Genomic DNA, 25033 nt, shown 5'->3' with positions numbered 1-25033 from the left:
AACTATGCCTCAAGCAAGGTCCGTTCCGCTTGCCGGCTGTTGCGCAGACGCTCGGCCTGGATAGGCGCACCCACCCGCTCGAACTGTTCGGCGGCGCGCGCCAGCCAATCCTCGCGCTCGGCGCAGCCCGGGCACCAGCGCGCCCGGTGCAGCAGCAACCAGGCCCGGAAGCCCTCGGCACCAGCCTCGTCGATCAGCACCGCGAGGCGCGCCAGGCCGGCGGCGGCGCGCTCGGCGGCCAGCGCCTCCTGCGGCAGCTCCAGCAGCATCAGCCAGGCGTAGATTTCCCAGATGCGCGACCGCGAGCCCTGCGCGCTGGCGATGCCGCGCTCGGCCAACGCGCGTGCCGCCTCAAACTGCCCGGCGCGCCGGTGCACCAGGGCCAGCGCCGCGTAGTGGCTGGCCTCGAACTGGTGCGCGAGGCCGCCGGGCTCGCTGATCGGCCGCAAGCCCTCCAGCAAGGCGATGGCCTCCGCATGACGGCCCTGGAAACTCAGCGCCAGCCCCAGCGCGCGGCCGGCGATGGCCTGGAAGTAGGGGCCGCCGGTCTCCTGGGCGCGTTCCATCGCCAGCTCGGCGTGGTTGAGCGCCTCGCGGTAGTCGCCGCTGAACCAGGCGAGATCGACCTTGAAGGCGTGCATCCAACTGGCATTGCGTGCCTCGCGGCTGGCGTAGTCGAGCACCGCCTGCAACTGCTGCTGGGCCTGTGGCAACTGCCCCATCCAGGCCAGCATCTGGGCGTGGAAGCCGCAGGAGACGAAGTTGTCCTCGCCGATGGCTTCCTGCCGCCAGCGGCCCTGGTCGGCGGTATCGACCAGGGCGATGCCCTCGCGCAGGCGGCCGGCGGAAAAATGGCTGAGCAGGATCGCCAGCCGGAAGCGCCGCACCAGTTCCAGCTTGCCCTCGGCCAGGCACAGCCGCACCGCCTCGTCGTGCAGGGCGATGGCGGTATCGGCATGACCCCGGTGCAATTGCTCGTTGCCGTAGGAGATCAGCAGCTCGGCGGCGCCGGCGGCGTCCTGGCCCTCGGCGGCCATCCGCCGGCCCTCGGTGTAGGCGCGTTCCACCTCCGCCTGCGGCACCGGCGTGAACAGCGCGATGCGGATCAGGCCGGCGCGGGCGGCGATGCGCAGGCGGCGCAGCGCCGGGCCATCGGGTGCCCGGTCGAGGTGGCGGAGCGCGAGCTGCTGCTGCTCGATGCTGATGCGGGTATCGCGGGTGGCGGCCCAGCGCGCCGCCTGCAGGTTCCACTCGCCGGCGCGGGCCCAGTCTCCGGCGTGCTGCCAGTGGTGGGCGATGCGCACCGAAGCGGCGTTGCCGCCTTCGCGGGCGGGGTGCTGCTGCTCCAGCGTCCGCGCCAACTGCTCGTGGGTGCGCGCACGCTGGGCTTCGAGCTGGCCGGAATACGCCACCTCGCGCAGCAGCGGATGCCGGAATGCGTAGCGCGTCCCGTCGGGCCCACGCTCGCTGAGCAGGAAGCCGGCGGTCTCCAGCGCCGCCAGCAGGGATTCGACCGCAGTCGCTTCCGGCGCCAGCAGCGCGGCGAGTTCTTCCGGGTGGAATTCCTGGCCGATCACCGCCGCCGTGCGCAGCAGGTTCTTGCTCTCCTCTGGCAGGCGGTCGATGCGCGCCGCCAGCAGGGCGTGGACGCTGTCCGGGATCGGCCAGTCGTCGATCGGCCGTGCCAGCCGGTAGGCCCCCGGGGCGCCCTGGAGATGACCGGACTCGGCCAGCGCCTGCACCGCCTCCTCGACGAAGTAGGGGTTGCCGGCGGCACGCGCACCCAGCTCGCCGGCCAGCGCCGCGAGGCCGGGGTCGGCGCCCAGGCGGCTGCGGGCCAGCGTGATCAGTTGCGGCGCGGCTAGCGCCGACACCGCGATGCGGATGTCGAGACCCGGCCGCAGCCAGTCGTCGGCGTAGTCCGGGCGGTGGTTGAGCAGCAGCAGCGCGCGATGGCCGCGCACGCTCTCGCACAGCCGGCCGAGCAGCTCCTCGCTGGCACGGTCGAAAAAGTGCAGGTCCTCGATCAGCAGCACCAGCGGCCGTTCGGTCGGGCAGGGCAGGTAGTGCGCCAGCAGCTCGAACAGGCGCTCGCGCGCCGCCGCCGCACGCTCGGGGTTGGTTTCGGCGCCCTCGCCGGCGCCGAGAAAGTCGAACACCATCGGCAGCGCCGCCGCGTGTTCGGGGTGTTCCAGCAGGAAGGTGCCGGCGACCAGGCGGCGGATCTCGCCGGTACTCGCCTGCGGTGGCAGGCCCAGGCGCGACAGCGCCAGGTGCCGCAGCGGGTGCAGCGGCAGCGCGTTGCCGTAGGGCAGGCCGCTGGCGCGATGCAGCTCGAAGCCGGCCTCGGCGCACAGCCGCGCGAATTCGTAGCAGAGCCGCGACTTGCCGATGCCCGCCTCGCCGACCACCGAGACGATCCGGCCCTGGCCGGCGCGCACGCCCTCCAGCAGCGCGCCGAGTTGCGCGAGTTCCGCCTCGCGGCCGATGAAGGGCGAGATGCCGCGCGAGAGCGAGCGGTCGAGCCGGCTTTGCAGGCGGCCCGGGCCTTCCAGCGCGTAGACCTCCACCGCTTCGTCGAGCCCGGCGACCTGCATGCGGCCGAGATCGCGCAGCGCGAAATAGCCGTCCACCAGCCGCGCGCTGTCGCGCGAGAGGTAGACCTGGCCGGGCTCGCAGATCTGCTCCAGGCGCGCCGCCAGGTTCACCGTCAGCCCCTGCGCGGTGTAGTCCATGCGCAGGTCGTCGCCGATGGCGCCGACGATCACCTCGCCGCTGTTGAGGCCGATGCGCAGGCTCAGGTTGAGGCCGGTGGTAAGCCGCAACTCGTCGGCATAGCGGCGCAGCTCGCGCTGCATTTCCAGCGCCGCCAGGCAGGCGCGCTGGGCGTGATCCTCCAGCGCCAGCGGCGCGCCGAACAGCGCCATGATGCCGTCGCCGGTGTACTGGTTGACCGTGCCCTCATAGCGATGCACGGCGGCGCTCAGGATGCCGAAGAAGCGGTCGAGGATGCCGTGCCAGGCCTCGGCACCGGCCTGCTGCGCCAGCCGGGTCGAACCCTTCAAGTCGCAGAACAGCACCGTCACCCGCTTGCGCTCGCCGCGCAGGCTGGCGCGCTGGCTCAGGATGCGCTCGGCGAGATGCCGAGGCGTGTAGCTCTTGCGCTCCGGCGCCGCCGCCACGCCGAGCTTGGCGCCGCACTGGTTGCAGTAGCGCGAGCCTTCGGGGTTTTCGGCGGAGCAACTGGGGCAGGCGGGCATGGGCCGGGGGAGCGGGGTGGGCTGACCGGGGAATCATATGCCTCTCAAGCCTTGGCACTGTCCAAGGTTTCTCCCACTCTTGGGGGGCGTTGCTTGTTTGTGGTTCGCGCGTTCGCGCTGACATGCTTGGCTGCGGTTCGCGCGTTCGCGCTCTGCTGGCTGTGCAGTTGGTGCGAGCTTTTTTTCGCCTATTGGCGACTCACTTTTCTTTGCTTGTGCAAAGAAACAGTTAATGGGTTGGCATGGCAAGCCATGCCAACAGCAAAAGAAAGCACACCCCTGCGTAGCGCCCCCTTTGGGGGCAAGCCTGCGATGCTCGGTCTCCGGGGGACGCCGGCGAACTCGGCGCCCTATAGGCGCCTCAGACAGGCGCCGGCTTCCATACCCCCGGAGACCTCCGCTTCTCGGCGCCACGAAGGGGGAGGGCAAGTCAAAAGCCACATCACCCGCCACATCAAAAGCCACATCAACGGCACTCCGGCTCGTCGGCTTCGCCAACCTCGCGCGAGCGAAGCTAGCGCCTGCTGTTGCTGGTGATGTTGCGGCGGGCGGAGACCGCCGTGCTGTAGATGTTCCGGTCCCCTTCGTAGCGCCGAGAAGCGGAGGACCAAAGGGGGATAACAGCGAGCGCCTGTTTGAGGCGCCTATAGGGCGCCGAGTTCGCGAGCGGCCCCTTTGGGCCGAGCATCGCAGGCTTGCCCCCGAAGGGGGGCGCTACGCAGGGGTGTGCTTTCTTTTGCTGTTGGCATGGCTTGCCATGCCAACCCATTAACTGTTTCTTTGCAGGAGCAAAGAAAAGTGAGTCGCCAATAGGCGAAAAAAGCTTGCACCAACTGCATGGCCGGCAGAGCGCGAACGCGCGAACCACTAACCCGCGAACCACTAACCCGCCACCTCGCCCCCACCCAGAAAACAGACCGCGCGCCTACTCAGAGCTGCATGGCCAGCCGCCCGAACGCCTCCGGTGGCAAAGTCTCCGCCCGCAACCCGGGGTCGATGCCGGCGGCGCGGATCGCCTCGGCCGGCATCAGGGTCTTGAGCGCGTTCGACAAGGTCTTGCGCCGCTGCGAGAAGGCGGCGGCTACCACCCGGTCGTAGCGGGCCAGATCGCCAAGCGGGAAGGGCGCCGGGCGCGGGGTCACCCGCACCACCGCCGAATCGACCTTGGGCGGCGGGTTGAAGCTGCCGGGGCCGACCTTGAACAGCCAGTCGCAATGGGCGCGCGCCGCCAGCGCCACGGTGAGCCGGCCGTAGTCGTCGGTGTCGGGGTCGGCGCACATGCGGTCCACCACTTCCTTCTGCAGCATGAAGTGCATGTCGCGCACCCGGTCGGCGAAGCGCAGCAGGTGGAACAGCAGCGGCGTGGAGATGTTGTAGGGCAGGTTGCCGACCAGCCGGAGCTGGCCGTCGGCCGGGGCCAGGGCGCCGAAATCGACGTTCAGCGCGTCGGCCTCGATCACCGTCAGCTTGCCGGCATGCTCGCCGCAGGCGGCACGCAGCGGCGCCAGCACGTCGCGGTCGAGTTCCACCACGGTGAGCGCCGGCACCCGCGCGATCAGCGGCACGGTGAGCGCGCCGAGGCCAGGGCCGATCTCCACCAGGGCATCGCCGGGCTGCGGGTTGAGCGCCTGGAGGATGCGTTCGATCACCCGGCCGTCGTGCAGGAAGTGCTGGCCGAAATGCTTCTTGGCCTTGTGGCTGCTCATGAGTGGGCCTTGAGGGCGAGATCGCGGGCCAGTTCCGCCGCCGCGCGCAGGGAGCCGAGTTCGGCCCGACCGCTGCCGACGAGGTCGAGGGCGACGCCATGATCGACGCTGGTGCGGAGGATCGGCAGGCCGAGGGTGATGTTCACCGCCTGGCCGAAGCCGGCGTGCTTGAGCACCGGCAGACCCTGGTCGTGGTACATCGCCAGCACCGCGTCGCCGCGCGCCAGCACCTTGGGCGTGAACAGGGTGTCGGCGGGCAGCGGGCCTTCCAGTTGCCAGCCCTCGGCGCGCAGGCGCTTCAGCACCGGTTCGATCACCTCGATCTCCTCGCGACCGAGATGGCCGCCTTCGCCGGCGTGCGGGTTGAGGCCGCAGACCAGGATGCGCGGTTGCGCGAGTCCGAACTTGCTCTGGAGGTCGGCGTGCAGCACCCGCAGGGTCTGTTCCAGGCGCCCGGCGGTGATCGCCGCCGGCACCGCCGACAGCGGCAGATGGGTGGTGACCAGGGCGACGCGCAGCGTACTGGCGGCCAGCAACATCACCGGCAGCGGCGCGCCGCTGCGCTCGGCGAGGAATTCGGTATGGCCGCTGAACGGCACGCCGGCCTCGTTGATGATGCCCTTGTGCACCGGGCCGGTAACCAGGGCGTCGGCGGCGCCGGCCAGGCAGGCGTCGCAGGCCCGGCGCAGGGCTTCCAGCACATGGGCGGCGTTACGGGTGTCGAGCTGGCCCGGGGTTTCCGGCACCGCCAGCGGCAGTGGCCAGTTCCACAACTCGCCGGCGGGCAGCTCGCCGGCCGCAGCGCCGGGCTGCCAGGGGTGCAGGCGCAGCGGCAGGCCCAGGCGCTGGGCGGCACGTTGCAGCGCGGCGGGGTCGGCGACGGCGATCAGCGCGGCGCCGGCCGGCGCGTCCTGCGCCAGCCGCACCACCAGTTCAGGACCGATGCCGGCCGGCTCGCCCGGCGTCAGCAGCAGGCGCGCGGCGGCGCTCACCAAATCAGGACTGCGCGTCGGCGCCCGCCGGCTTGCCGTCGGCGCGCCGCAGTTCGATGTAGGCCTCGTCGCGCAGGCGGCGCACCCAGAGGTCGTACTCCTCGGCGCTCTTGCGGGCGATGATCGCCTGCCGCGCCTTGAGCCGGCGGGTCTCTTCGGTGGTGTCGCGGGTGCGGCGCTCGGTGACCCGGGCGATGTGCCAGCCGAACTGGGTGTGGAAGGGCGCCGAGGTCTCGCCCGGCTGCAACTGGTCGAGACGGATCTGGAATTCCGGCACGAACACGCCCACCGGCTGGAAGCCGAGGTCGCCGCCGGCGTTCTTGGAGCCGGGGTCGTCGGAATACTGCTTGGCCAGGGCGTCGAAGTTCTCGCCGGCCTTCAGGCGCTTGGCGAGATCCTGCGCCTGCGCCAGGGTGGCGTCCTCGTCACGGATGGCATTGGCCTGCAACAGGATGTGCTGGGCGCGGGTCTCGGTGACGCTCTGCGCCTCGCCGCCGCCGCGCTTGCCGGCGAGCTTGATCAGGTGGTAGCCGCCGGCCGATTCCAGCACCTCGCTGACTTCGCCCTGCTTGAGCTTGCCGACCACGCCGGCGAACAGGCTGGGCAGGTCGGAGCCCTTACGCCAGTCCAGGTCGCCGCCCTGCAGCGCCTGCTGGCCGTCGGACTCGGCCGCCGCCAGCTGGGCGAAGTCCTCACCCTTGGCCAGCCGCGCCAGCAGGCCGTTGGCCTTGGCCCGGGCGGCTTCGCGCTGCTCGGCGCTGGCGCCTTCCGGCAGCGCCACCAGGATGTGCGAGAGGCGGTATTCGGTGTCGTCCACCGCGCTGCGGTTGGCGAGGAAGAGGTCGATGTCCTGGTCGGTGACCACCACCCGGCTCTCGACCTCCTTCTGGCGCACCCGGGCGATCAGCACCTCGTCGCGCACCTGCTCGCGCACGGCGAGGAAGTCCAGGCCGTCCTTGCGCACCGCGTCGGCGAAGGCGGCCAGCGTCAGGCCGTTCTGGGCGGCGATGTTGTTGAGCACCTCGTTCAACTCGCGGTCGTCGATGCGGATGCCGGCTTCGGCGGCCTTCTGCGTCTGCAAGCGGTTGGTGACCAGCCGCTCCATCACCTGGGTGCGCAGCACGTCCTCGCGCGGCGGGGTGATGCCGCGCTCGCGCAACTGGGCGGTGCTCATGTTGAGCGCGCGGTCCAGCTCGCTTTGCAGGATCACGCCGTCGTTGACCACCGCGATGATGCGGTCCAGGGGTTGCGGCGCCGCCTGGGCGTTGGCGGCCAGCAACAGCAAGGAACCGAGGAGCGGGCGCAGGCGGGACAGGAACGGAGCGGACATTGCGCGTATACGTGGTGAAACCGGGGGCGGGAAGGGTAGCACGAAGGTCCGGAGCGGCCGGACCGACGGGCCGGGAGACAGCTCAGTCGTCCCCGAGTGGACGGTCATCCCCGGGCAGAAGTTCATCGAAGCCGGCGCCGAAGCGGCTCAGGCCCTTGAGTTCCAATTGCAGGTAGACGCCGCTGTTGAACTCGCCGGCGCTGTTGACCAGGTAGCGGCGGTAGGAGCCGCGCAGCGCCCAGCAGCAGGTCTCGTACTCGACGCCAGCCAGGGCGTCGAGGCTGCGGTTGTCACGCAGCGAGCGGCGCAGCCGCCCGGCCAGCCGCCAGGCGCTGCTCACCGGCGCCGACAGGCTGAGGTCGGTCTGTTCCAGTAGCCCCTGACGGAAGCGGTAGGCGAGGTCGCCGCGCAGACCGTCGTTGCGGTAGCGCAGGGCCATGCCGGTGCGGCTGAAGCGGCCGCTGTCCGGCGACCATTGCAGGGTGCTGGTGGCCGACAGGCCCTGCATCAGGCGCATCTCCAGGCCGGCCAGGTAGTCGCTGCTGCCGGCGTCCAGGCTGCCGGCGTCGGGCAGGGTCACCCGCGATTCCTCGAAGCGGTAGATCTGGCCGAAGCTCGCCGCCAGCCGGGTGGCGCCGGTGCCGGCGTCGAGCTGGCGCCAGGTCAGTGCGGTGGTCAGCTGGTTGGCGTCGGCGATGCGGTCCAGGCCGGAAAAGCGGTTGCGGGCGAACAGCCTGGGCACGTCGTAGTCGGTCTCGCCGGTGTCGAACACCGGCAGCGTGTCCTGCTCGCGGTAGGGCACGTAGAGATAGAACAGCCTGGGCTCCAGCAATTGCAGGCCGCCGCCGTTGTCGAACTTGTAGAAGCGCAGACCGGCGTCGGCCGAGAAGATCGGCAGCGTGCGCTCGGGGTTGTCGTCGCCGGTGCTGTTGTTGCTGAGCTGGTAGCGGGTGTGATTGAGGTCGAGCTGGGCGCGGCCGAACATCGCGCCGAGGTCGCGGCTGTAGCGCACATAGGGCTGCACGGTCTGGCGCAGGCCCTCGACCGAATCCGGGCGGGTGAAGTTGACCGCCTGGGCGCTGATGCCGGCGCGGGTGTCGTGCCAGTCCTCGCGGGTGAGGGCGTCGAAGCGCAGTTCCGGCAGCCGCCGGTAGGGGTCGTCAACGGCAGTGAAGGCCGAGGCCAGCGGCTGGAAGTCCTGCACCAGCGCCTGCACGGTGTAGGCGCCCGGCGACTGGTAGGTGAGGCGGGCGCTGCGCTCCAGGTGGGTGAGCGAGGAGAAATCCACCACCCGGCTCAAGTCCTCGAAGTAGTTGGGGTCGCTGACTTCCGCGTAGTTGATCTCCAGCGCCAGCCGGCTGCTGAGCAGGCCGTTGTGGACAAACTCGCTGCTGCCGCGCGAGCGGCCAAACTGCTGGTCGTCGGCCAGGTACTCGAAACGGCTGCGGCCTTCGGCGCGCGGCAGCAGATAGCGCCCGGCCAGGGCCACCTGGTTGCCACGGTCGCTCATCATCCGGGGCGTGAGGATGGCGTCGTAGTTGGGCGCGAGGTTGAGGTAGATCGGCCAGGCGAAGTCGATGCCGGTGCGGCTGTCGCTGCCCAGTGAGGGAAACAGCAGGCCGCTGCGGCGACGGTCGTCGATCGGGAATTGCAGATAGGGCGTGTAGAGCACCGGCACGCCGGCGATGCGGATGGTAGCGTTGCGGGCGGTGCCCAGGCCTTCCTCGCGGTTGAGGTAGAGCCGGCCGGCGGTGATGGTCCAGCTATTGTCGCCGGGCGAGCAGGAGGTGTAGCTGATCTCCTGGGCGCTGGCCTCGCCGGCGCGGCTGAGCTGGATGCTGCGGGCGCTGCCACGGGCGCCAACCTTGCCCAAGGTGAACTCGCTGTCCTCGAACAGGCCTTCCTCGCTGTTGAGGTCGAACTGCGCACGCTCGGCGCGGATCAGGTAGTCCTCGCTGCGGAACTGCGAGGCCTTGTTGATCTGGATGCGGCGCAGCTCGTCGTTGTATTGCAGCGCGTCGGAGACGAATTCCTTGTCGCCCAGGCGCAGGCGCACCGAGCCGGCGAGGTCGGCCAGGCCCTGGCGCTCGGCCCGCAGGCTGTCGGCGGTGAGCACCAGCTTGTCCAGCGGCGAGCTGGGCAGCGTGCCGAGATCCAGTTGCTGGCACATGGCCGGCGCCGGTTCGTCGTTCTGGGCCAGCGCCAGGGCCGGCAGGCCGAGCAGCAGCAGGAGCGGGAAGCGGCGGAGCGAGGCCACGGAGAGGTGCCAGACGGCGGGAGGGGCGCGCAGTATCCCGCCTCGCCACCTCCGGCGGCAACGGCGCGGGGCAGACTCGCGCTGGCGCCTTCAATACACTGCCCGTCTTTACGCACCACCGCCGCACCGCCAGTGACCGACACCCCGCCCGATGCCCGCGCCGCCGCCGCGCGCCAGTTCGCCCTCGCCAGTCTCGGCCTCGACGACGCCCGGTTCGCGCCGGCCTCGGCCGACGCCAGCTTCCGTCGCTACTTCCGGCTGGAAGCCCAGGGCCAGAGCTGGGTGGTGATGGACGCGCCGCCCGAGCGCGAGGACTGCCGGCCGTTCATCCAGGTCGCGCAGCTGATGCTCGACGCCGGCCTCAACGCGCCGCGCATCCTCGGCCAGGACTTGGAGCAGGGTTATCTGCTGCTCTCCGACCTCGGTCGCCAGACCTTTCTGCACGTCATCACTGAGGACAACGCCGACGCCCTGTTCGCCGACGCCATCGCCGCCCTGGTGCAGTGGCAGGCGGCCAGCCGCGAGGGCGTGCTGCCGCCCTATGACGCGGCGCTGCTGGAGCGGGAGCTGGCGCTGTTCCCCGACTGGTACGTCGCCCGTCACCTGGGCCGTGCGCTGAGTCCCGAGCAGCAGGACTGGTGGCGCCAGAGCTGCCAGGTGCTGGTCGACGCCGCGCTGGCGCAGTCGCGGGTCTACGTGCACCGCGACTACATGCCGCGCAACCTCATGGTCTCGACGCCCAGCCCCGGTGTGCTGGATTTCCAGGACGCGGTGCACGGCCCGATCAGCTACGACGTGGTGAGCCTGTTCAAGGACGCCTTCCGCTCCTGGCCGGAGGCGCGGGTCGAGGCCTGGCGCCGCCAGTACTGGCAGGCCGCACGCGCCGCCGGCCTGCCGGTGCCGGCCGAGCTGACCGCCTTCGAGCGCGACTTCGACCTCATGGGCCTGCAACGCCATCTCAAGGTGCTGGGCATCTTCGCCCGCATCAACTACCGCGACGGCAAGCCGCACTACCTCGCCGACACCCCGCGCTTCATCGCCTACGTGCGGCCGGTGGCGGCGCGCTACCCGGAGCTGGCGCCGCTGCTCAAGCTGTTCGACGCGCTGGGCCTGGAGGCCTGAGGGCGTGCAGCGGTGGAGCTGCCCATGAAGGCACAAGCGAAGGTCTGTGCAAGCTCAAAGCCTTCGGTCATGCCGGCGCAAGCCGGCATCCAGTACCGGCAAGATTTGCGTCTTAATCAGGGACTGGATTCCGGCTTTCGCCGGAATGACGACCTCTGCCCGGTTTCCCTAGCGATGGCGCGGAGCTGCTCATGAAGGCTTTCGTGCTCGCTGCCGGGCGTGGCGAACGCATGCGCCCGCTCACCGACCGGCAGCCCAAACCACTGCTGCCGGTGGCCGGCAAGCCGCTGATCGAATGGCATCTGCAAAAGCTGGCGGCGGCCGGGGTGCGCGAGGTGGTGGTCAACCTCGGCTGGCTGGGCGCGCAGATTCCGGCCGCGCTCGGCGACGGCTCGCGCCTGGGTCTGCGGCTGTCCTATTCCGACGAGGGCTGGCCGGCGCTGGAAACCGGCGGCGGCATCTTCCGCGCCCTGCCGCTGCTCGGCGAGGCGCCGTTCCTGCTGGTCAACGGCGATGTCTGGACCGACTACGACTTTGCGCCGCTGCTGGCACGTGGCCTGAAGGCTGGCGAGCTGGCGCATCTGCTGCTGGTGCCCAACCCGCCCCAGCATCCCCGGGGCGACTTCTCGCTCAATGACGGCCGGGTCGGTGAAGACGAGCCCAAGCTCACCTACAGCGGCATCGCCCTAATGCATCCGCAGTTGTTCGAGGGCTGCAGCGACGGCGCCTTTCCGCTGGCGCCGCTGCTGCGGCGGGCGATGGCGCAGGGGCAGGTTTCCGGCGCGCTGCACGAGGGCATCTGGTCGGACATCGGCACCCCCGAGCGCCTGGCCGCCATCGGCGGCTGAGCGCCCCGCTGGCGCGGGCCTGGCGATAAGCTCTGGGCTCCGTCCCCCGTTCTCCCCGGAGTCCCGATGATCCGCGTCAGCAAGGCGCCGCAAGGCAAGCTCGCCCACCAGATCGAGGTGCGCGCGCACCAGTTCCTCACCGACGTCATCGCCGCCCAGGGTGGCGACGATCTCGGCCCCGACCCGCACGACCTGCTCGACTCCGCGCTCGGCGCCTGCACTGCGCTCACCGTGATGATGGTGGCGCGGCGCAAGCAGATGCCGCTGGAAGACGTGCAGGTGAGCATCACCCACGTCGAGGCCGACGGCCTGTACCGGCTCAACCGGCAGATCCGCTTCGTCGGTGCGCTCAGCGCCGAGCAGCGCGACTACCTGCTCGCCATCGCCAACAAATGCCCGATCCACAAGGCCCTGCACGGGCGCTTCGAGGTGGAGACCGTGCTGGCTGCCGCGTAGGGTTCATCTGCGCCGCCCTAAGATGGGCGGGCAGGGAAGCGGCAAACCAGGGAGAGCGCAATGCGTGTGCTGACGGCGGTGTGGACGGTGGTGCTGGGCATCTTCGCGGGCCTGAAGGATTTCCTCGGCACCGTGCTGGGCGGCTTCTTCGGCGAGCTGGCCTGGCAGCCGCCAGCCTGGCTGCAAAGCTTGCTGGATGCGCTGCTGCCCCGGCTCAGAGCGGCGCGGGACTGGCTGCGCGCCCACCCGCGCGAATCCGGCCTGGCCCTGGCGGTGGCGCTGCTGCTGCTCGCCGCCGGCCTGGGCGGCTGGCGTTGGTGGCAGTCGCGGCCGCAGCCGCAGACCCTGAGCTTCAGCGTCGAGGCGCCGGCGCTCACCTGCTATGCCTGCGAGGCGCCGGACGACGCGCCCAAACCCCTGGTGCTGCGCTTCAGCGGCTCGGCGGCGGCGCTGGATCTGGTCGGCAAGGAGATCGCGCCGGCCAGCGGCCTGATCCGCATGAGCCCGGCCCAGCCCGGCCAGTGGCGCTGGAGCGACGACAAGACCCTGCAATTCACCCCCAGCCAGGACTGGCCGGTGGGCGCCCACTACCAGGCCGATCTCAACCGCAAGGGCCTGGTCGCCGCCCACCTCGCGCTCCAGGACTACCGCTTCGAGTTCGACAGCCAGCCGTTCAGCGTCAGCCTCGCCGAGGCCAGCTTTGACCAGGACCCGGTCAACCCCGCCAACAAGACCGTGATCCTGAGCCTGCGCTTCAGCCATCCGGTGAACCCGGAGTCGCTGAAGGACCGCATCCGCATCAGCTATTTCGACCGCCTCACGGACGAGAAGGAAGTCGAGCGCGAGCGGCCGCTGACCACCCTCAACCTCGACGCCAAGCGCCTCAACGCCTATGTCCGCACCGCCGCGCTGGCGACGCCGGCCAAGTCCGGCCGCCTGCACTTCGTCATCGCCCCCGGCATCGCCAGCAGCCTGGCGGGTCCGGCGGCGCAGGCCGAGCTGGCGGGGGATGTCAGCGTGCCCGGCCGCTATGCCCTGCAGGTCGGCGAACTGGCGGCGCGCATCGCCCGTGATGTCGATGACAACCCGGTGCAGTTGCTGACGCTCTCGCTGAGCCATTCCAGCACCGAGGACGAAGTACGCAGCCACGTCCAGGCCTGGCTGCTGCCGGCGCGCAACCCCGATGCCGGCAAGCAGAAGGAGTGGGAGAAGAACTTCGAGACCTACAACGGCGAGCCCTATCCCTGGGGCCAGGACAACATCGGCAACACGCTGCCGGCCGGCAGCGAGCCGCTGGCGCTCAACCACAATCCGCTGGAGACCGAGCACGCGCAGGAGCACAGCTTCGGCCATAGCGCCGAGCCCGGACGCTGGCTGCTGCTGCGGGTGGCGGCGGGCATGAAGTCCTTCGGCGGCTACGAGCTGGAGAAGTCCAGCCAGCTCGCCTTGCAGGTACCGGACTATCCGCCCGAGCTGCGGGTGATGGGCAAGGGCGCGCTGCTGGCGATGGGCGGTCCGAAGAAGCTCAGCGTGTTCAGCCGCGACCTGCCCGGCCTGCGGGTGGAAGTCGGCCGCCTGCTACCGCGCCAGTTGCAGCACCTGGTCACCCAGTCCGGCGGCGAGCTGGCGACGCCCTACTGGAACAACTGGCAGTTCGACGAGAGCAACATCAGCGAGCGCCTGGAAAAAGTGCTGACCCTGCCGGCGCTGCCGCACGGCACGCCGCAGTACACGGCGGTCGATCTCGTGCCCTTCCTCGCCGAGGGTCAGGAGAGCCGGCGCGGCATCTTCTTCCTGCGCGTGCACGGCCACGACCCGGTCAGCCACCAGGACATCTCGGTGGCCGGCGACGAGGGCGGTGACGAGGGCTACGAGGCGCGGGTGTCCGACACCCGGCTTATCGTGGTCACCGACCTGGGCCTGGTGCTCAAGCGCAACAAGGACGGCAGCCGCGAAGTGTTCGTGCAGTCCATCCTCAGCGGCCAGCCGCTGGCCGGGGTCAGCGTCGAGGTGATCGGCAAGAACGGCGAGCCGGTGCTGAGCCGCGACACCGACGAGCAGGGCCACGCCCGCCTGCCCGACCTCGGCGACTACCGCAACGAGCGCCAGCCGGTGCTGCTGCTGGCGAAGAAGGGTGGCGACCAGTCCTTCCTGCCGCTGGATGGGAGAGTGTCCTCGCTGGACCTGTCGCGCTTCGATGTCGGCGGCGTCTCCCAGGCTACCGAACCGGGCGCGCTGTCGGCCTTCCTGTTCAGCGACCGTGGCCTGTACCGGCCGGGCGAGCGCGCCGAGCTGGGCGTCATCGTGCGCGCCGCCGACTTCGACCACCCGCTGCCGCGCACGCCGCTGCGCTACACCATCACCGACCCGCGCGGCAGCGTGGTGCTGGATCAGCGCCGGCCCTTGCCGGAAGACGGCTTCGACAGCCTCGCCTACACCAGCCGCCCGACCTCGGCGACCGGCGAGTACAACCTGAGCGTCTACCTGCCGCAGCCGCGCGGGCAGCGGCTGTTGGGCAGCTTCGGCTTCAAGGTTCGCGAGTTCGAGCCGGATCGCCTGAAGATGCGCCTGGACTTCCAGCCGGCGCGCGCGCAGGGCTGGGTGTCGCCGGAGGCGCTGGCCGCGCGCGTCGATCTGCAGAACCTGTTCGGCACGCCGGCGCAGTCGCGGCGGATCAGCGCGGAGATGAACCTCACGCCCTGGCTGCCGGCCTTCGCCGGCTACGAGGACTACCGCTTCAACGATCCGCAGGCGGCGCGCGAGGGTTTCACCGAGGCGCTGGCCGATGCCCAGACCGACGCCCAGGGCCAGGCGACGCTGGCGCTGGATCTCAAGCGCTTCGCGCGCGCGAGCTACCGCGTGCATCTCACCGCGCGCGGCTTCGAGCCCGACGGCGGACGCGGCGTCACCGCCGAGGCGGCGCAGATCGTCTCCGACCTGCCCTATCTGATCGGCTGGAAGGCCGATGGCGATCTCGACTACGTCAGCCAGAGCGTGCCGCGCGCGGTCCAGCTCCAGGCGCTGGACCCGCAGGCGCAGCGCACCGCCGTCAAGGACTTGCAGCTCAAGCGCTACCAGCGCAAGTACGTGAACGTGCTGATCCGCCGCCCCAACGGCAGCTACCAGTACGAGTCGCGGCAGAAGGACATGCTGCTGTCGGCGCAGGCCTACGCGCTGCCGGCGAGCGGCGCCGCGCTGAAGCTGGAGGCCAGCGAGCCGGGCAGCTACTTCTATCTGCTGGTCGATGCCGCCGGCCAGAGCTACGCCAACATCCCCTACCGGGTCGCCGGTGCCGGCGATGTCAGCCGCAGCCTGGAGAAGAACGCCGAGCTGCAACTGGCGCTGTCGAAGAAGGACTACGCGCCCGGCGAGGAGATCGAGCTGAGCCTGGTCGCGCCCTATGTCGGCAGCGGCCTGATCACCATCGAGCGCGAGAAGGTGCTGAGCTGGCAGTGGTTCAGGGCCGAGACCACCGCCAGCGTGCAGCGCATCCGGGTGCCGGCGGACCTGATCGGCTCCGCCTATGTGCATGTGATCTTCCTGCGCGACCCCGGCAGCGCCGAGATTCACGCCTCGCCGATGAGTCACGGCGTGCAGCCGTTCTCGGTGTCGATCGACGCGCGCCGCAACGGCCTGAGCCTGAAGGCGCCGGCCAAGCTCAAGCCGGGCGAGACCCTGCGCCTGCAGGTCAGCGCCCAGCGCCCCGGCCGCGCGGTGGTCTACGCGGTGGACGAGGGCATCCTGCAGGTGGCGCGCTACCAGACGCCGCAGCCGCTGGAGTACTTCTTCCAGAAGCGCAGCCTGGACGTGGACACCTTGCAGATCCTCGATCTGGTGCTGCCCTCGTTCCGCGCCCTGATGCCGGGTGCGGCGCCCGGCGGCGACGCCGACGGTGCGCTTGGCAGGCATCTCAATCCGTTCCGGCGCAAGACCGATCCGCCGGTGGCCTGGTGGAGCGGCATCGTCGCGGTCGGACCTGAGCCCAAGACCCTGGAATGGACGGTGCCGGAGAGTTTCAACGGCAGCCTGCGGCTGATGGCGGTGGGCGTCGATGCCCAGGGCATGGGCCAGGCCGAGACACGCACGACCGTGCGCGGCGACTACACCCTGCTGCCCAACGCACCGCTGGCGGTGGCGCCGGGCGACGAGTTCGAGGTCAGCACCGGGGTCGCCTTCAACGTCGAGGAGGCCAAGGGCGAGACGGCGGTGCAGGTGCAGTTGCAGCCGTCCGCCAACCTGGAGGTGCTGGGTGCGGCGCAGCAGTCGCTGGGCATGAAGCCGCTCAGCGAGGCGGTGGTGCGCTACCGCCTGCGCGCCAAGGACCAACCCGGCCCGGCGGAGCTGCGCTTCACCGTGAATGGCGGCGGCTACGGCGCCAGGCTCGGCGCGACGCTGTCGGTGCGTCCGGCCACGCCCTACCGGGTGCAGCTCGATGCCGCCAGCGTGCCGGCCGGCAAGAGCGTCGAGCTGCCGCTCAGCCGCAGCCTCTACCCGCAGCAGCGCGAGGTCGAAGTGAGCGTCTCGCCGCTGCCGCTGGCCTTGGCGCACGGACTCGCCGCCTGGCTGGGCAATTACGCGCATGCCTGCACCGAGCAGTTGGTGAGCATGGCGATGCCGGCCCTGGTGCTGTCCGGGCGGCCGGAGTTCGGCGCGCTGAAGACCGCCAAGGGCAGCGATCTCGACGGCAGCTACGCCGAGCTGGCCAGCCGGCAGACGCCGGACGGCGGCTACCGGCTGTGGCCGAACGGCGCCGAGGCGGAGTTCGTGTCGGTCTACGTCCAGCACTTCCTGCTGGAGGCCGCCGAGCGCGGCCGCCCGGCGCCGGGCGAGCTGATCGAGGCCGGCAACCGCTACCTGCTGCGGCTGGCGCGCCGCGATGGCGACAATCTCGAACAGGAGCGCAACGCCGCCTACGCGGTCTACCTGCTGACCCGCCAGGGCCAGGTGATGAGCGCCGAGGCCGATGCCCTGCGCGGCCGCCTGGAAGCCAACTGGAAGAACCGCTGGGAGAGCGACGCCACCGCCGCCTGGCTGGCCGCCGCCTACCAGCGCATGCAGCAGCCGGCGCTGGCGGACAAGCTCATCGCCCGGGTCAAGCTCGGCCGCCAGGCCGGGCATTACTACGACCGCTATCACAGCGCGATGGCGACCGACGCCGAGCTGTTCTACGTGCTGGCCAAGCACTTCCCCCAGCGCCTCGCGGCCTACGGGCCGGAGTTCGTCGCCAATCTGGTCGCCGAGCTGCGCGAACAGCGCTACCAGTCGCTGTCCGCCGCCACCAGCATCCTGGCGCTGGATGCCTACGCGCAGGCGGCCGAGGCCAGCGCCACCATGCCCAGTCTCAAGGCCCTGCTGAAAGCCGGTGGCGAGCAGACGCTGAGCCTGCCGCCGGGCCTGTTCCCGAGTCTGCCGGTGAGCGAGGCGAGCAAGGTGCTGCGGGTGACCAGTCCCGGCCCGCTGCCGGCCTACGCGCTGCTCAGCCAGGCCGGCTTCGACCGTCAGCCGCCGCCGTCGGCCAGCCAGGGCATGGAGATTCTGCGCAGCTACACCGACCTCGCCGGCAAGCCGGTGAGCCAGGTGCGGCTGGGCGAGGAGATCGAGGTGCATCTGAAGTTCCGCAGCACCGGGCGCGACTGGCTCAGCGATGTCGCCCTGGTCGATCTGCTGCCCGGCGGCTTCGAGATCGTGCAGCCGAGCAGCGCGCCCGCCGAGCAGGCGATGCAGCCGGTGTTGCCGGACGAGTCCTCCGAGGGTGAAGGCGAGAGCGAGGCCAGCGAAGACGCCGGCAATCTCGGTTGCGGCTGCAACTGGCTGAGCTGGCTGGCCGGCGCGCGGCCGACCTATGCCGACTACCGCGAGGACCGCGCGGTGCTCTACGTCGATTTCGGCAAGGAGGTCAGCGAACTGAAGTACCGGATCAAGGCGACCGCCGCCGGGCGCTTCCAGATTCCCCCGGCCTATGGCGAGGCGATGTACGAGCCCAGCATCTACGCGCGCGCCGCCGCCGGGCAAATCGAGGTGATCCGGCCTTGAGTCCGGCGGGGCAGGGCGGGTCTTGAGCCGCGCTCGTCTCGCGGCGCTGTCGCTGCTGGCGCTGGCGGCGCTGCTGCTGATCGTCCGGCTATGGCCACGGCCGCCGCTGGCGGCACGCATCCCGCTGTCGACCGCGGTGCTCGACAGCCGGGGCGAGCTGCTGCGCCTGCGCCTGGCCAGCGACGGTCAGTTGCGGCTCTGGCAGCCGCTGTCGGACATGCCGCCGGCGCTGATCGAGGCGGTGCTGCTGCACGAGGACCGCCACTTCTACTGGCATCCCGGCGTGAATCCGCCGGCGCTGCTGCGCGCGGCGCTGGTCACCGCCAGCGGCGGCGCTCGCCAGGGTGGCTCGACCCTGAGCATGCAGTTGGCGCGCCTGCTGGAGCGCCGCCACACCCGCAATCTGGCCGGCAAGCTCGGCCAGATCGGCGCCGCGCTGTGGCTGGAGGCGCGCTATTCCAAGCGCGAGATCCTGGAGGCCTATCTCAACCTCGCGCCTTACGGCGGCAACGTGCAGGGCGTGGGCGCGGCGGCGCGGCTGTACTTCGGCAAGCGCCCGCGCGAACTCGATCTCGCGCAGACCCTGGCGCTGGCGGTGCTGCCGCAGGCGCCGAATGCGCGCGTGCCGGGCACCGGCGAAACCGAGAGCCTGCGCGCCGCCCGGCTGCGTCTCTACGCGCGCTGGCTGGCGGTACATCCAGCGGCCGCCGAGCAGCGCGCCCTGGTCGAGGCGCCGCTGCGCTTCCAGCGCCGGGCGCTGCCGTTCCGTGCGCCGCATTTCACCGGCGCGCTGCTCGCCGAGGCCGGTGAGACCGCGCCGGCGGAACTCAAGACCACGCTGGACCTGCGCCTGCAAAGCCTGCTGGAGCAGCGCCTGCGCCAGCACCTGGCGCCGCTGGCGCGCGTCGGCATCGACAACGCGGCGGTGCTGCTGGTGGACAGCCGCGACCTCGGCGTGCGCGCCTGGATCGGCTCGGCCGACTGGTTCAATGCCGGCATCCACGGCCAGGTCGATGGCGTCAGCGCGCGCCGCTCGCCCGGCTCTACGCTCAAGCCGCTGCTCTATGCGCTGGCGATGGACCAGGGCCTGATCCATCCGCTCAGCGTGCTCAAGGACGCGCCGACCTATTTCGGCCCCTATGCGCCGGAGAACAACGACGGCGCCTTCCTAGGCCCGATCAGCGCCCACGATGCGCTGATCCGCTCGCGCAACGTGCCGGCGGTGCAGCTCTCGGCGCAGTTGCGCGAGCCCAGCCTGTACCGCTTCCTGAAGAGCGCCGGGGTGGCGCTGCCGCGCAGCGAGCGTCACTACGGCCTGGCGCTGACCCTGGGCGGCGGCGAGGTGTCGATGGTCGAGCTGGCGCAGCTCTACGCCATGCTCGCCAACCGTGGCCTCTGGCGGCCGCTGCGCCGGCTCGCCGAGGAGCCGCCGGCGCCGGGCGAGCGGCGGCTGTCGGCCGACGCCAGCTTCATGGTGATGGACATCCTGCGCGACAACCCGCGCCCCGACGAGGCGGTGTGGCGCCCGACGCGCAACCGCCTGACCCCGGCCTGGAAGACCGGCACCAGCTGGGGCTTTCGCGACGCCTGGACTGCCGGCGTGTTCGGCCCCTATGTGCTGGTGGTCTGGCTGGGCAACTTCGACGGCCGCAGCAATCCCGCCCTGGTCGGCATCCGCAGCGCCGCGCCGCTGTTCTTCGATCTTGCCGACGCCATTCGCGTCGCCGAGCCGGAGCTGGTCGAGCCGGCGTTTCCGCAGCCGCCCCGGCTGGCGCGGGTGGAGGTCTGCACCGCTTCCGGCGATCTGCCCAATGCCGACTGCCCGCAGCGCAGCCAGACCTGGTACATCCCCGGCGTCTCGCCGATCCGCCTGAGCACGGTGCACCGGCGCCTGCGCATCGACCGTCGCAGCGGCCGGCTGGCCTGCCCGGATACGCCGGCGAGTGCGGTCGTCGAAGAGGTCTACGAGTTCTGGCCCAGCGAGCTGATGCGGCTCTACGCCCAGGCCGGCATGCCGCGCCGCGCGCCGCCGCCGCCCGGCGACTGCGGCCTGCTGGCGACCACGGCGGTTGGCGAGGCGCCGAGCATCCGCTCGCCGCTGGCCGGCGTCGAATACGCCCTGCGCCCCGAGCAACTCGGTCAGCAGGTGATCCCGCTGCTCGCCCATGCCGATGGCGCGGTGCGGACGCTCTACTGGTTTGTCGATGGCAGCTATCTGGGCAGTTCGGCGCCGGGCGTGGCCTATGCCTACCGGCCTACCCAGACCGGCCGCCATCAGCTCAGCGTCAGTGACGACACCGGCCGCAGCAGCGCGCGCGAGCTGCGCCTGCGGCTCAGTGATTGATGCTCCCAACATCCACGAGCCGGGTGCGGATTTCCAGAAAGGCGTCGAGGTTGCCCAGCAGCAGGTCGACCAGCCTGGGGTCGAATTGCCTGCCGCGCTGCTCGCGCACCAGCGCCAGGATGTCCTCCAGCGGCCAGGCGCTCTTGTAGCAGCGCTCGCTGCCCAGCGCGTCGAAGACATCGGCCAGCGCGCTGATGCGGCCGTAGAGGTGGATGTCCTCGCCGCGCAGGCCGCCGGGGTAGCCCTGCCCATCCCAGCGTTCATGGTGCTGGGCGGCGATGATCTTGGCGGCGCTGAACACCGGCAGATCCTGGCTGCTGAACATGCGGCCACCGATCTCGGCATGGCTGCGCATCACCCTGGATTCCTCCTCGGTATGGGCGCCGGGCTTCTTCAGGATGGCGTCGGGGATGGCGATCTTGCCGACATCGTGCAGCGGCGCCGCCAGCAGCAGCACCTCGGCCTCGTCCTCGGGCAGGCCGCTGAGCTGGCCCAGCAGCCGCGAGTATTCGCCGACCCGGCGGGCGTGGTTGCCGGTTTCCTGCGAGCGGATCTCCACCGCCTCGCTGAGCATGTAGATCAGCTCGCGCTGGGTGCGGCCGAGCTGCTGGTGCAGCAGCGCGTTGTCCAGCGACAGCGTGGCGTTGCGGCAGTACACGTCGAGGATGTGCGCCTCCGGCGGTTGCAGCGGCGTGTCGCTCTCCAGATACAGCGTGAGCGGCTGGCGCCGCTGCGCGACGAGCCGGGCGATGAAGCTGTGGGCATCGGCATGCCAGCTGCCGTTGCGGGGAATCTGGTACTGGCGGCTGTCGAGCTGGGGCAGCCGGCCCCGGGCCAGCGTCTGTCCGCCCAGTTCCCGATAGCGGCCGCTGCCGGCCAGCACCCGCGCGACGCCGTCCTTGCCCGGCTCCACCAGCAGGCCGCCGTAGCCGGGCGGCCGCTGGCTGTGCTCGACGCCGAGCAGCTTGCCCAGCAGTTGCAGCAGGCCTTGGCCCAGGCGGTCCGGCTGCTTGCGCCGGAACACGGTGACGCCGGCATCGACCAGGCGTTCCAGCTCGCGGCGGCCACGCTCCAGGCGCAGGATGTCGCGGTACTGGCCCAGCGCGGTGTAGACCAGGGTGAACAGCTTCTTGGCGGTGAGCTCGGTCTTTTCCTTGTAGTCGTTGATGTCGTAGCGCATCACCACCTCGCGCTCCGGTGCCTGTCCGGGCTGGCCGGTGCGCAGCACGATGCGGACCAGGCGGTTGCGCAGGCGGTTGCGGATGGCATCGACGGCGTCGAGTCCGGCGGTCTCGCGCTCCATCACCACGTCGAGCAGCAGCAGGGCGATGTCCGGCGTCTGCTCGACCTGCTCCACCGCCTCGCGGCCGGAGCGGGCGTGCAGGAATTGCAGCGGCTGGCCGTTGAAGCGCAGGCCGCCGAGCGCCAGCTTGGTGACCTCGTGGACTTCCTCGTCGTCGTCGGCGATCAGGATTTTCCAGCTCGCCTCGGAGTCCTTGGTGGGCTCCGGGCTTTCCGCCGCGAACAGCAGTTCATCGTCGTCGCTGCGGACTTCGCTCATGCGCGCTCTCCGGATCGCGGATCGGTGTTGCCGCCAGCGGGGATTTCCAGCGGCAGGTCGAGGTGGAATTCAGTGCCATGACCCGGCGTCGAGAGCGCCTCGATGCCGCCCTGCAACTGCTGGTGCACCAGGCCGAAAACGATGTGCAGGCCCAGCCCGGTGCCGCCGGCACCGCGCTTGGTGGTGAAAAAGGGGTCGAAGATGCGCGGCAGGATCTCGGCCGGTATGCCGCGGCCGTCGTCGCGGTAGACCAGCTTCAGACGCTGGCCCTGCTGGCGCGCCTCGATGGCGATGTGCCCGGCCTCGCCCTCGCCGTAGGCATGGCTCAGCGAGTTGAGCACCAGGTTGGTGATGATCTGCGAGATGGCGCCGGGCAGGGTGTCGATCTCCAGCGCCGGGTCGCAGTCGATGCGCACCTGATGCGCGGTCTTCTTCAGTTGCGGGCTCAGGCTGGTGATGATTTCTTCCAGATACTCGCGGAAGTGCAGGCGGCGGCGCTCCTCGCTGGTCTGGTCCACCGCCACCCGCTTGAAGCTCTGGATCAGCTCGGCGGCGCGCCGGGCGTTCGCCAATACCAGCCTGGCGCTGTGCTGAAAGGTTTGCACGAAGCCGCTCAACTGCGAGCGCTTGAGGCTGTCGTCGGCCATCGCCGCTTCCAGCCGCAGCGCCTCGTCGTGCAGGTGCGAGGCGGCGGTGAGGCTGATGCCGATGGGGGTGTTGATCTCGTGGGCGACGCCGGCCACCAGGCCGCCCAGCGAGGCCAGGCGCTCGGCGCGCACCAGCTCGCGCTGGGTCTGCTGCAACTGCTCCAGGGCCTGGCGGGTGGCTTCCACCTGGGCGCGCAGCGAGTCGTTGAGCTGGTGCAGCGCCTGCTCGAACTGCTTGCGCTCGGAGATGTCGCGGATCACCGCCGCGCCGTGGCGGCGGCCTTCGAGGTCGAGCACGCCGATGGAGACCTCCACCGCCAGCTCGCTGCCGTCGGCGCGCAGCGCCAGGCGCTCGCGCACTCGTCGGCCCTCGGGGCCGGCGTCGAGCCTGTCGAGCTGGCCGAGGTCGCTGTCGCCTTCGGCGCGTGCCGGCAGCAGCTCGGCGATGGCGTGGCCCAGCACCTCGGCGGCGGCGCGGCCGAACATGCGCTCGGCGCCGGCGTTGAAGGTCTGGATCAGTCCCCCTTCGCCGAAGGTCAGGATGGCGTCCGGCACCGTGCCCTGCAGCAGCAGGCCACGGATCTGATCGTTGCCCGGCGCGGGGACGCCGACGGCGGGCGAGCCGGCGCTGGCCGGCTGGCCGGACTCGGCGGCGAGTTCGGTCCAGCGGTCGTAGATGTCGAGACTGAGGCGTTCCAGCAGGTTGTCGGCCTGCTCGCGCTTGGCCTGCTCGCGGGCCAGGCGTTCCGCCCGCAATTGTTCCTCATCGAATTCGAGCAGCGGCAAGGGCTCGGGTTCGGCAGGCTCGGGCGGGGCGACAGGTACGGCTGCAGCGGCTTCCAGAGCCTTCAGTGCCCGCAGGCGATCAGTCTTGACGGCCACCCCGATCCCTCCGCTGGCTGCTGGCCCGGCTGCTTGCCGTGCCAGACATGCTAGTGGTGGTGGAGGGCCGCCCGGCTTGGGTCAGGGATCAGTGGCCGCAGCCAGCCGACCGGCGTCCGGATCAGTCGAGCACTTCGGCGTTGAGGTCGTGGGCGTCGGCCTGCACCACCTCGGCGCGGACGATCTGTCCCGGCTTCAGCGGCTCGTCGGACGACAGATACACCTTGCCGTCGATCTCCGGCGCGTCGGCCCAGGAGCGGCCGGTGACGATGCCTTCGTCGTCGATCTCGTCGACCATCACCTCGATGACGCTGCCGATCTTTTTCTTGAGCTTGGCCTTGCTGATGCGCGCCTGGGTCTGCATGAATTTCTTCAGCCGCGCCTGGGCGACCTCCGCCGGCACCGCGTTGGGCAAGAGGTTGGCGGTGGCGCCTTCGACCGGCGAGTAGACGAAGCAGCCGGCGCGGTCGATCTTGGCTTCCTTGAGCCAGCCCAGCAGCTCCTCGAACTCGGCGTCGGTCTCGCCCGGGAAGCCGACGATGAAGGTGCTGCGGATGGTGATGTCCGGGCAGATCTTCCGCCAGGCTTCCAGCCGGCGCAGGGTGTTCTCGGCGAAGGCCGGGCGCTTCATGCGCTTCAACACCGTCGGCGAGCCGTGCTGGAAGGGGATGTCGAGGTAGGGGAGGATCTTGCGCTCCGCCATCAGCGGAATGATCTCGTCGACGTGCGGGTAGGGGTAGACGTAGTGCAGGCGCACCCAGATGCCCAGCTCGGAGAGCCCCTTGCAGAGATCGAGCATCGAGCTCTGGTACTCCTGCTCGCGCCAGACGCCACCGGCGTACTTGAGGTCGGCGCCGTAGGCGCTGGTGTCCTGCGAGATCACCAGCAGCTCCTTGACCCCGGCCTTGGCCAGGCGCTCGGCCTCGCGCAGCACTTCATCGACCTTGCGCGAGGCCAGCTTGCCGCGCATCGAGGGGATGATGCAGAAGCTGCACTTGTGATTGCAGCCCTCGGAAATCTTCAGATAGGCGTAGTGCTTGGGCGTGAGCTTGATGCCAGGAGCCGGCAACAGGTCGAAGCGCGGATCGTGCTTGGGCGGCACCGCCTTGTGCACGGCGGTCATCACCGAGGCGTAGTCCTGCGGGCCTGAAATCGACAGCACGTCGGGGAACTGTTCGAGGATGGTTTCCTTCTTCGCGCCCAGGCAACCGGTGACGATCACCTTGCCGTTCTCGGCCATCGCCTCGCCGATGGCGTCCAGCGACTCCTGCACGGCAGAGTCGATGAAGCCGCAGGTGTTGACGATCACCACGTCGGCGGCGTCGTAGCTGGGCGAGGTGACGTAACCCTCGGCGCGCAACTGGGTGAGGATGCGCTCGGAGTCGACCAGGGCTTTCGGGCAGCCGAGGGAAACGATGCCGACTTTCGGCGAGGCGGAGGCGCGGGCGGAGGACATGGCTGGCGGCCAGAGGGGTAAAAGAGGCGCGCAGTTTACTTGATGCCGCCGCGCCGACCCGGATCTGGCTGGCCTATAGACGGCTGGGGTTCAGCCCGCGCGGCTACACTCAGCACCCGCCCCTTGCCCTACGCGCCGG

General features: G+C 70.4%; 13 protein-coding genes. 5 read left to right on the top strand and 8 right to left on the bottom strand.

The annotated features are described in order from the left end of the window. Nucleotides 1–2: 2 nt before the first annotated feature. From ED208_RS06720 to ED208_RS06700, 5 genes are all read right to left on the bottom strand, one after another. A complete protein-coding gene (locus ED208_RS06720) occupies nt 3–3260 on the bottom strand; it encodes an AAA family ATPase (protein WP_123211100.1) in 3258 nt (1085 codons plus the stop codon). 929 nt (nt 3261–4189) lie between these two features. Next, nucleotides 4190–4966, bottom strand: coding sequence for a 16S rRNA (adenine(1518)-N(6)/adenine(1519)-N(6))-dimethyltransferase RsmA (gene rsmA, locus ED208_RS06715; protein WP_123211099.1), 777 nt, complete (start codon nt 4964–4966; stop codon nt 4190–4192). After that, nucleotides 4963–5958, bottom strand: a complete 996-nt coding sequence (gene pdxA, locus ED208_RS06710; RefSeq protein ID WP_123211232.1) for a 4-hydroxythreonine-4-phosphate dehydrogenase PdxA — start codon at nt 5956–5958, stop codon at nt 4963–4965. Before pdxA ends, rsmA begins: the two co-directional genes overlap by 4 nt. Nucleotides 5959–5962: 4 nt before the next feature. Beyond that, entirely contained in the window at nt 5963–7288 is a 1326-nt protein-coding gene (locus ED208_RS06705) for a peptidylprolyl isomerase (RefSeq protein WP_123211098.1), read from the bottom strand. Nucleotides 7289–7370: 82 nt separating this feature from the next. After that, on the bottom strand, nt 7371–9545 hold the full coding sequence (locus ED208_RS06700; protein ID WP_123211097.1) for an LPS-assembly protein LptD: 2175 nt from the start codon (nt 9543–9545) through the stop codon (nt 7371–7373). 132 nt (nt 9546–9677) lie between these two features. On the opposite strand from ED208_RS06700, the gene ED208_RS06695 reads away from it, so the two are divergent. The 5 genes from ED208_RS06695 (at nt 9678) to pbpC (ending at nt 20348) form a co-directional block, all read left to right on the top strand. Then, nucleotides 9678–10667, top strand: coding sequence for an aminoglycoside phosphotransferase family protein (locus ED208_RS06695; protein ID WP_123211096.1), 990 nt, complete (start codon nt 9678–9680; stop codon nt 10665–10667). A 191-nt stretch (nt 10668–10858) separates the two neighbouring features. Continuing rightward, on the top strand, nt 10859–11515 hold the full coding sequence (gene murU / locus ED208_RS06690; protein WP_123211095.1) for an N-acetylmuramate alpha-1-phosphate uridylyltransferase MurU: 657 nt from the start codon (nt 10859–10861) through the stop codon (nt 11513–11515). Between the two features lie 66 nt (nt 11516–11581). Beyond that, a complete protein-coding gene (locus tag ED208_RS06685) occupies nt 11582–11971 on the top strand; it encodes an OsmC family protein (protein ID WP_123211094.1) in 390 nt (129 codons plus the stop codon). A gap of 60 nt (nt 11972–12031) precedes the next feature. Then, nucleotides 12032–18004: an alpha-2-macroglobulin gene (locus ED208_RS06680; protein WP_123211093.1), complete on the top strand. Its 5973-nt coding sequence runs from the start codon at nt 12032–12034 to the stop codon at nt 18002–18004. 22 nt (nt 18005–18026) lie between these two features. Continuing rightward, nucleotides 18027–20348 carry a penicillin-binding protein 1C gene (gene pbpC, locus ED208_RS06675; RefSeq protein WP_123211092.1) on the top strand — a complete coding sequence of 774 codons (2322 nt, stop codon included), beginning with the start codon at nt 18027–18029 and terminating at the stop codon, nt 20346–20348. Here pbpC and ED208_RS06670 read toward each other — a convergent pair. The 3 genes from ED208_RS06670 to rimO form a co-directional block, all read right to left on the bottom strand. Continuing rightward, on the bottom strand, nt 20338–21909 hold the full coding sequence (locus ED208_RS06670) for an HD domain-containing phosphohydrolase (RefSeq protein WP_123211091.1): 1572 nt from the start codon (nt 21907–21909) through the stop codon (nt 20338–20340). The two genes, pbpC and ED208_RS06670, sit on opposite strands and share 11 nt — an antisense overlap. After that, nucleotides 21906–23342 (bottom strand): sensor histidine kinase, encoded by a 1437-nt coding sequence (locus ED208_RS06665; protein WP_148044706.1) that lies wholly within the window; start codon nt 23340–23342, stop codon nt 21906–21908. Before ED208_RS06665 ends, ED208_RS06670 begins: the two co-directional genes overlap by 4 nt. A gap of 217 nt (nt 23343–23559) precedes the next feature. After that, a complete protein-coding gene (gene rimO, locus ED208_RS06660) occupies nt 23560–24894 on the bottom strand; it encodes a 30S ribosomal protein S12 methylthiotransferase RimO (RefSeq protein WP_123211089.1) in 1335 nt (444 codons plus the stop codon). Nucleotides 24895–25033: the final 139 nt, after the last annotated feature.

This window comes from Stagnimonas aquatica, from assembly GCF_003730135.1.
In the GTDB taxonomy this organism is placed as follows: Bacteria; Pseudomonadota; Gammaproteobacteria; order Nevskiales; family Nevskiaceae; genus Stagnimonas; species Stagnimonas aquatica.
This window is presented reverse-complemented; position numbering and strand designations above follow the sequence as displayed.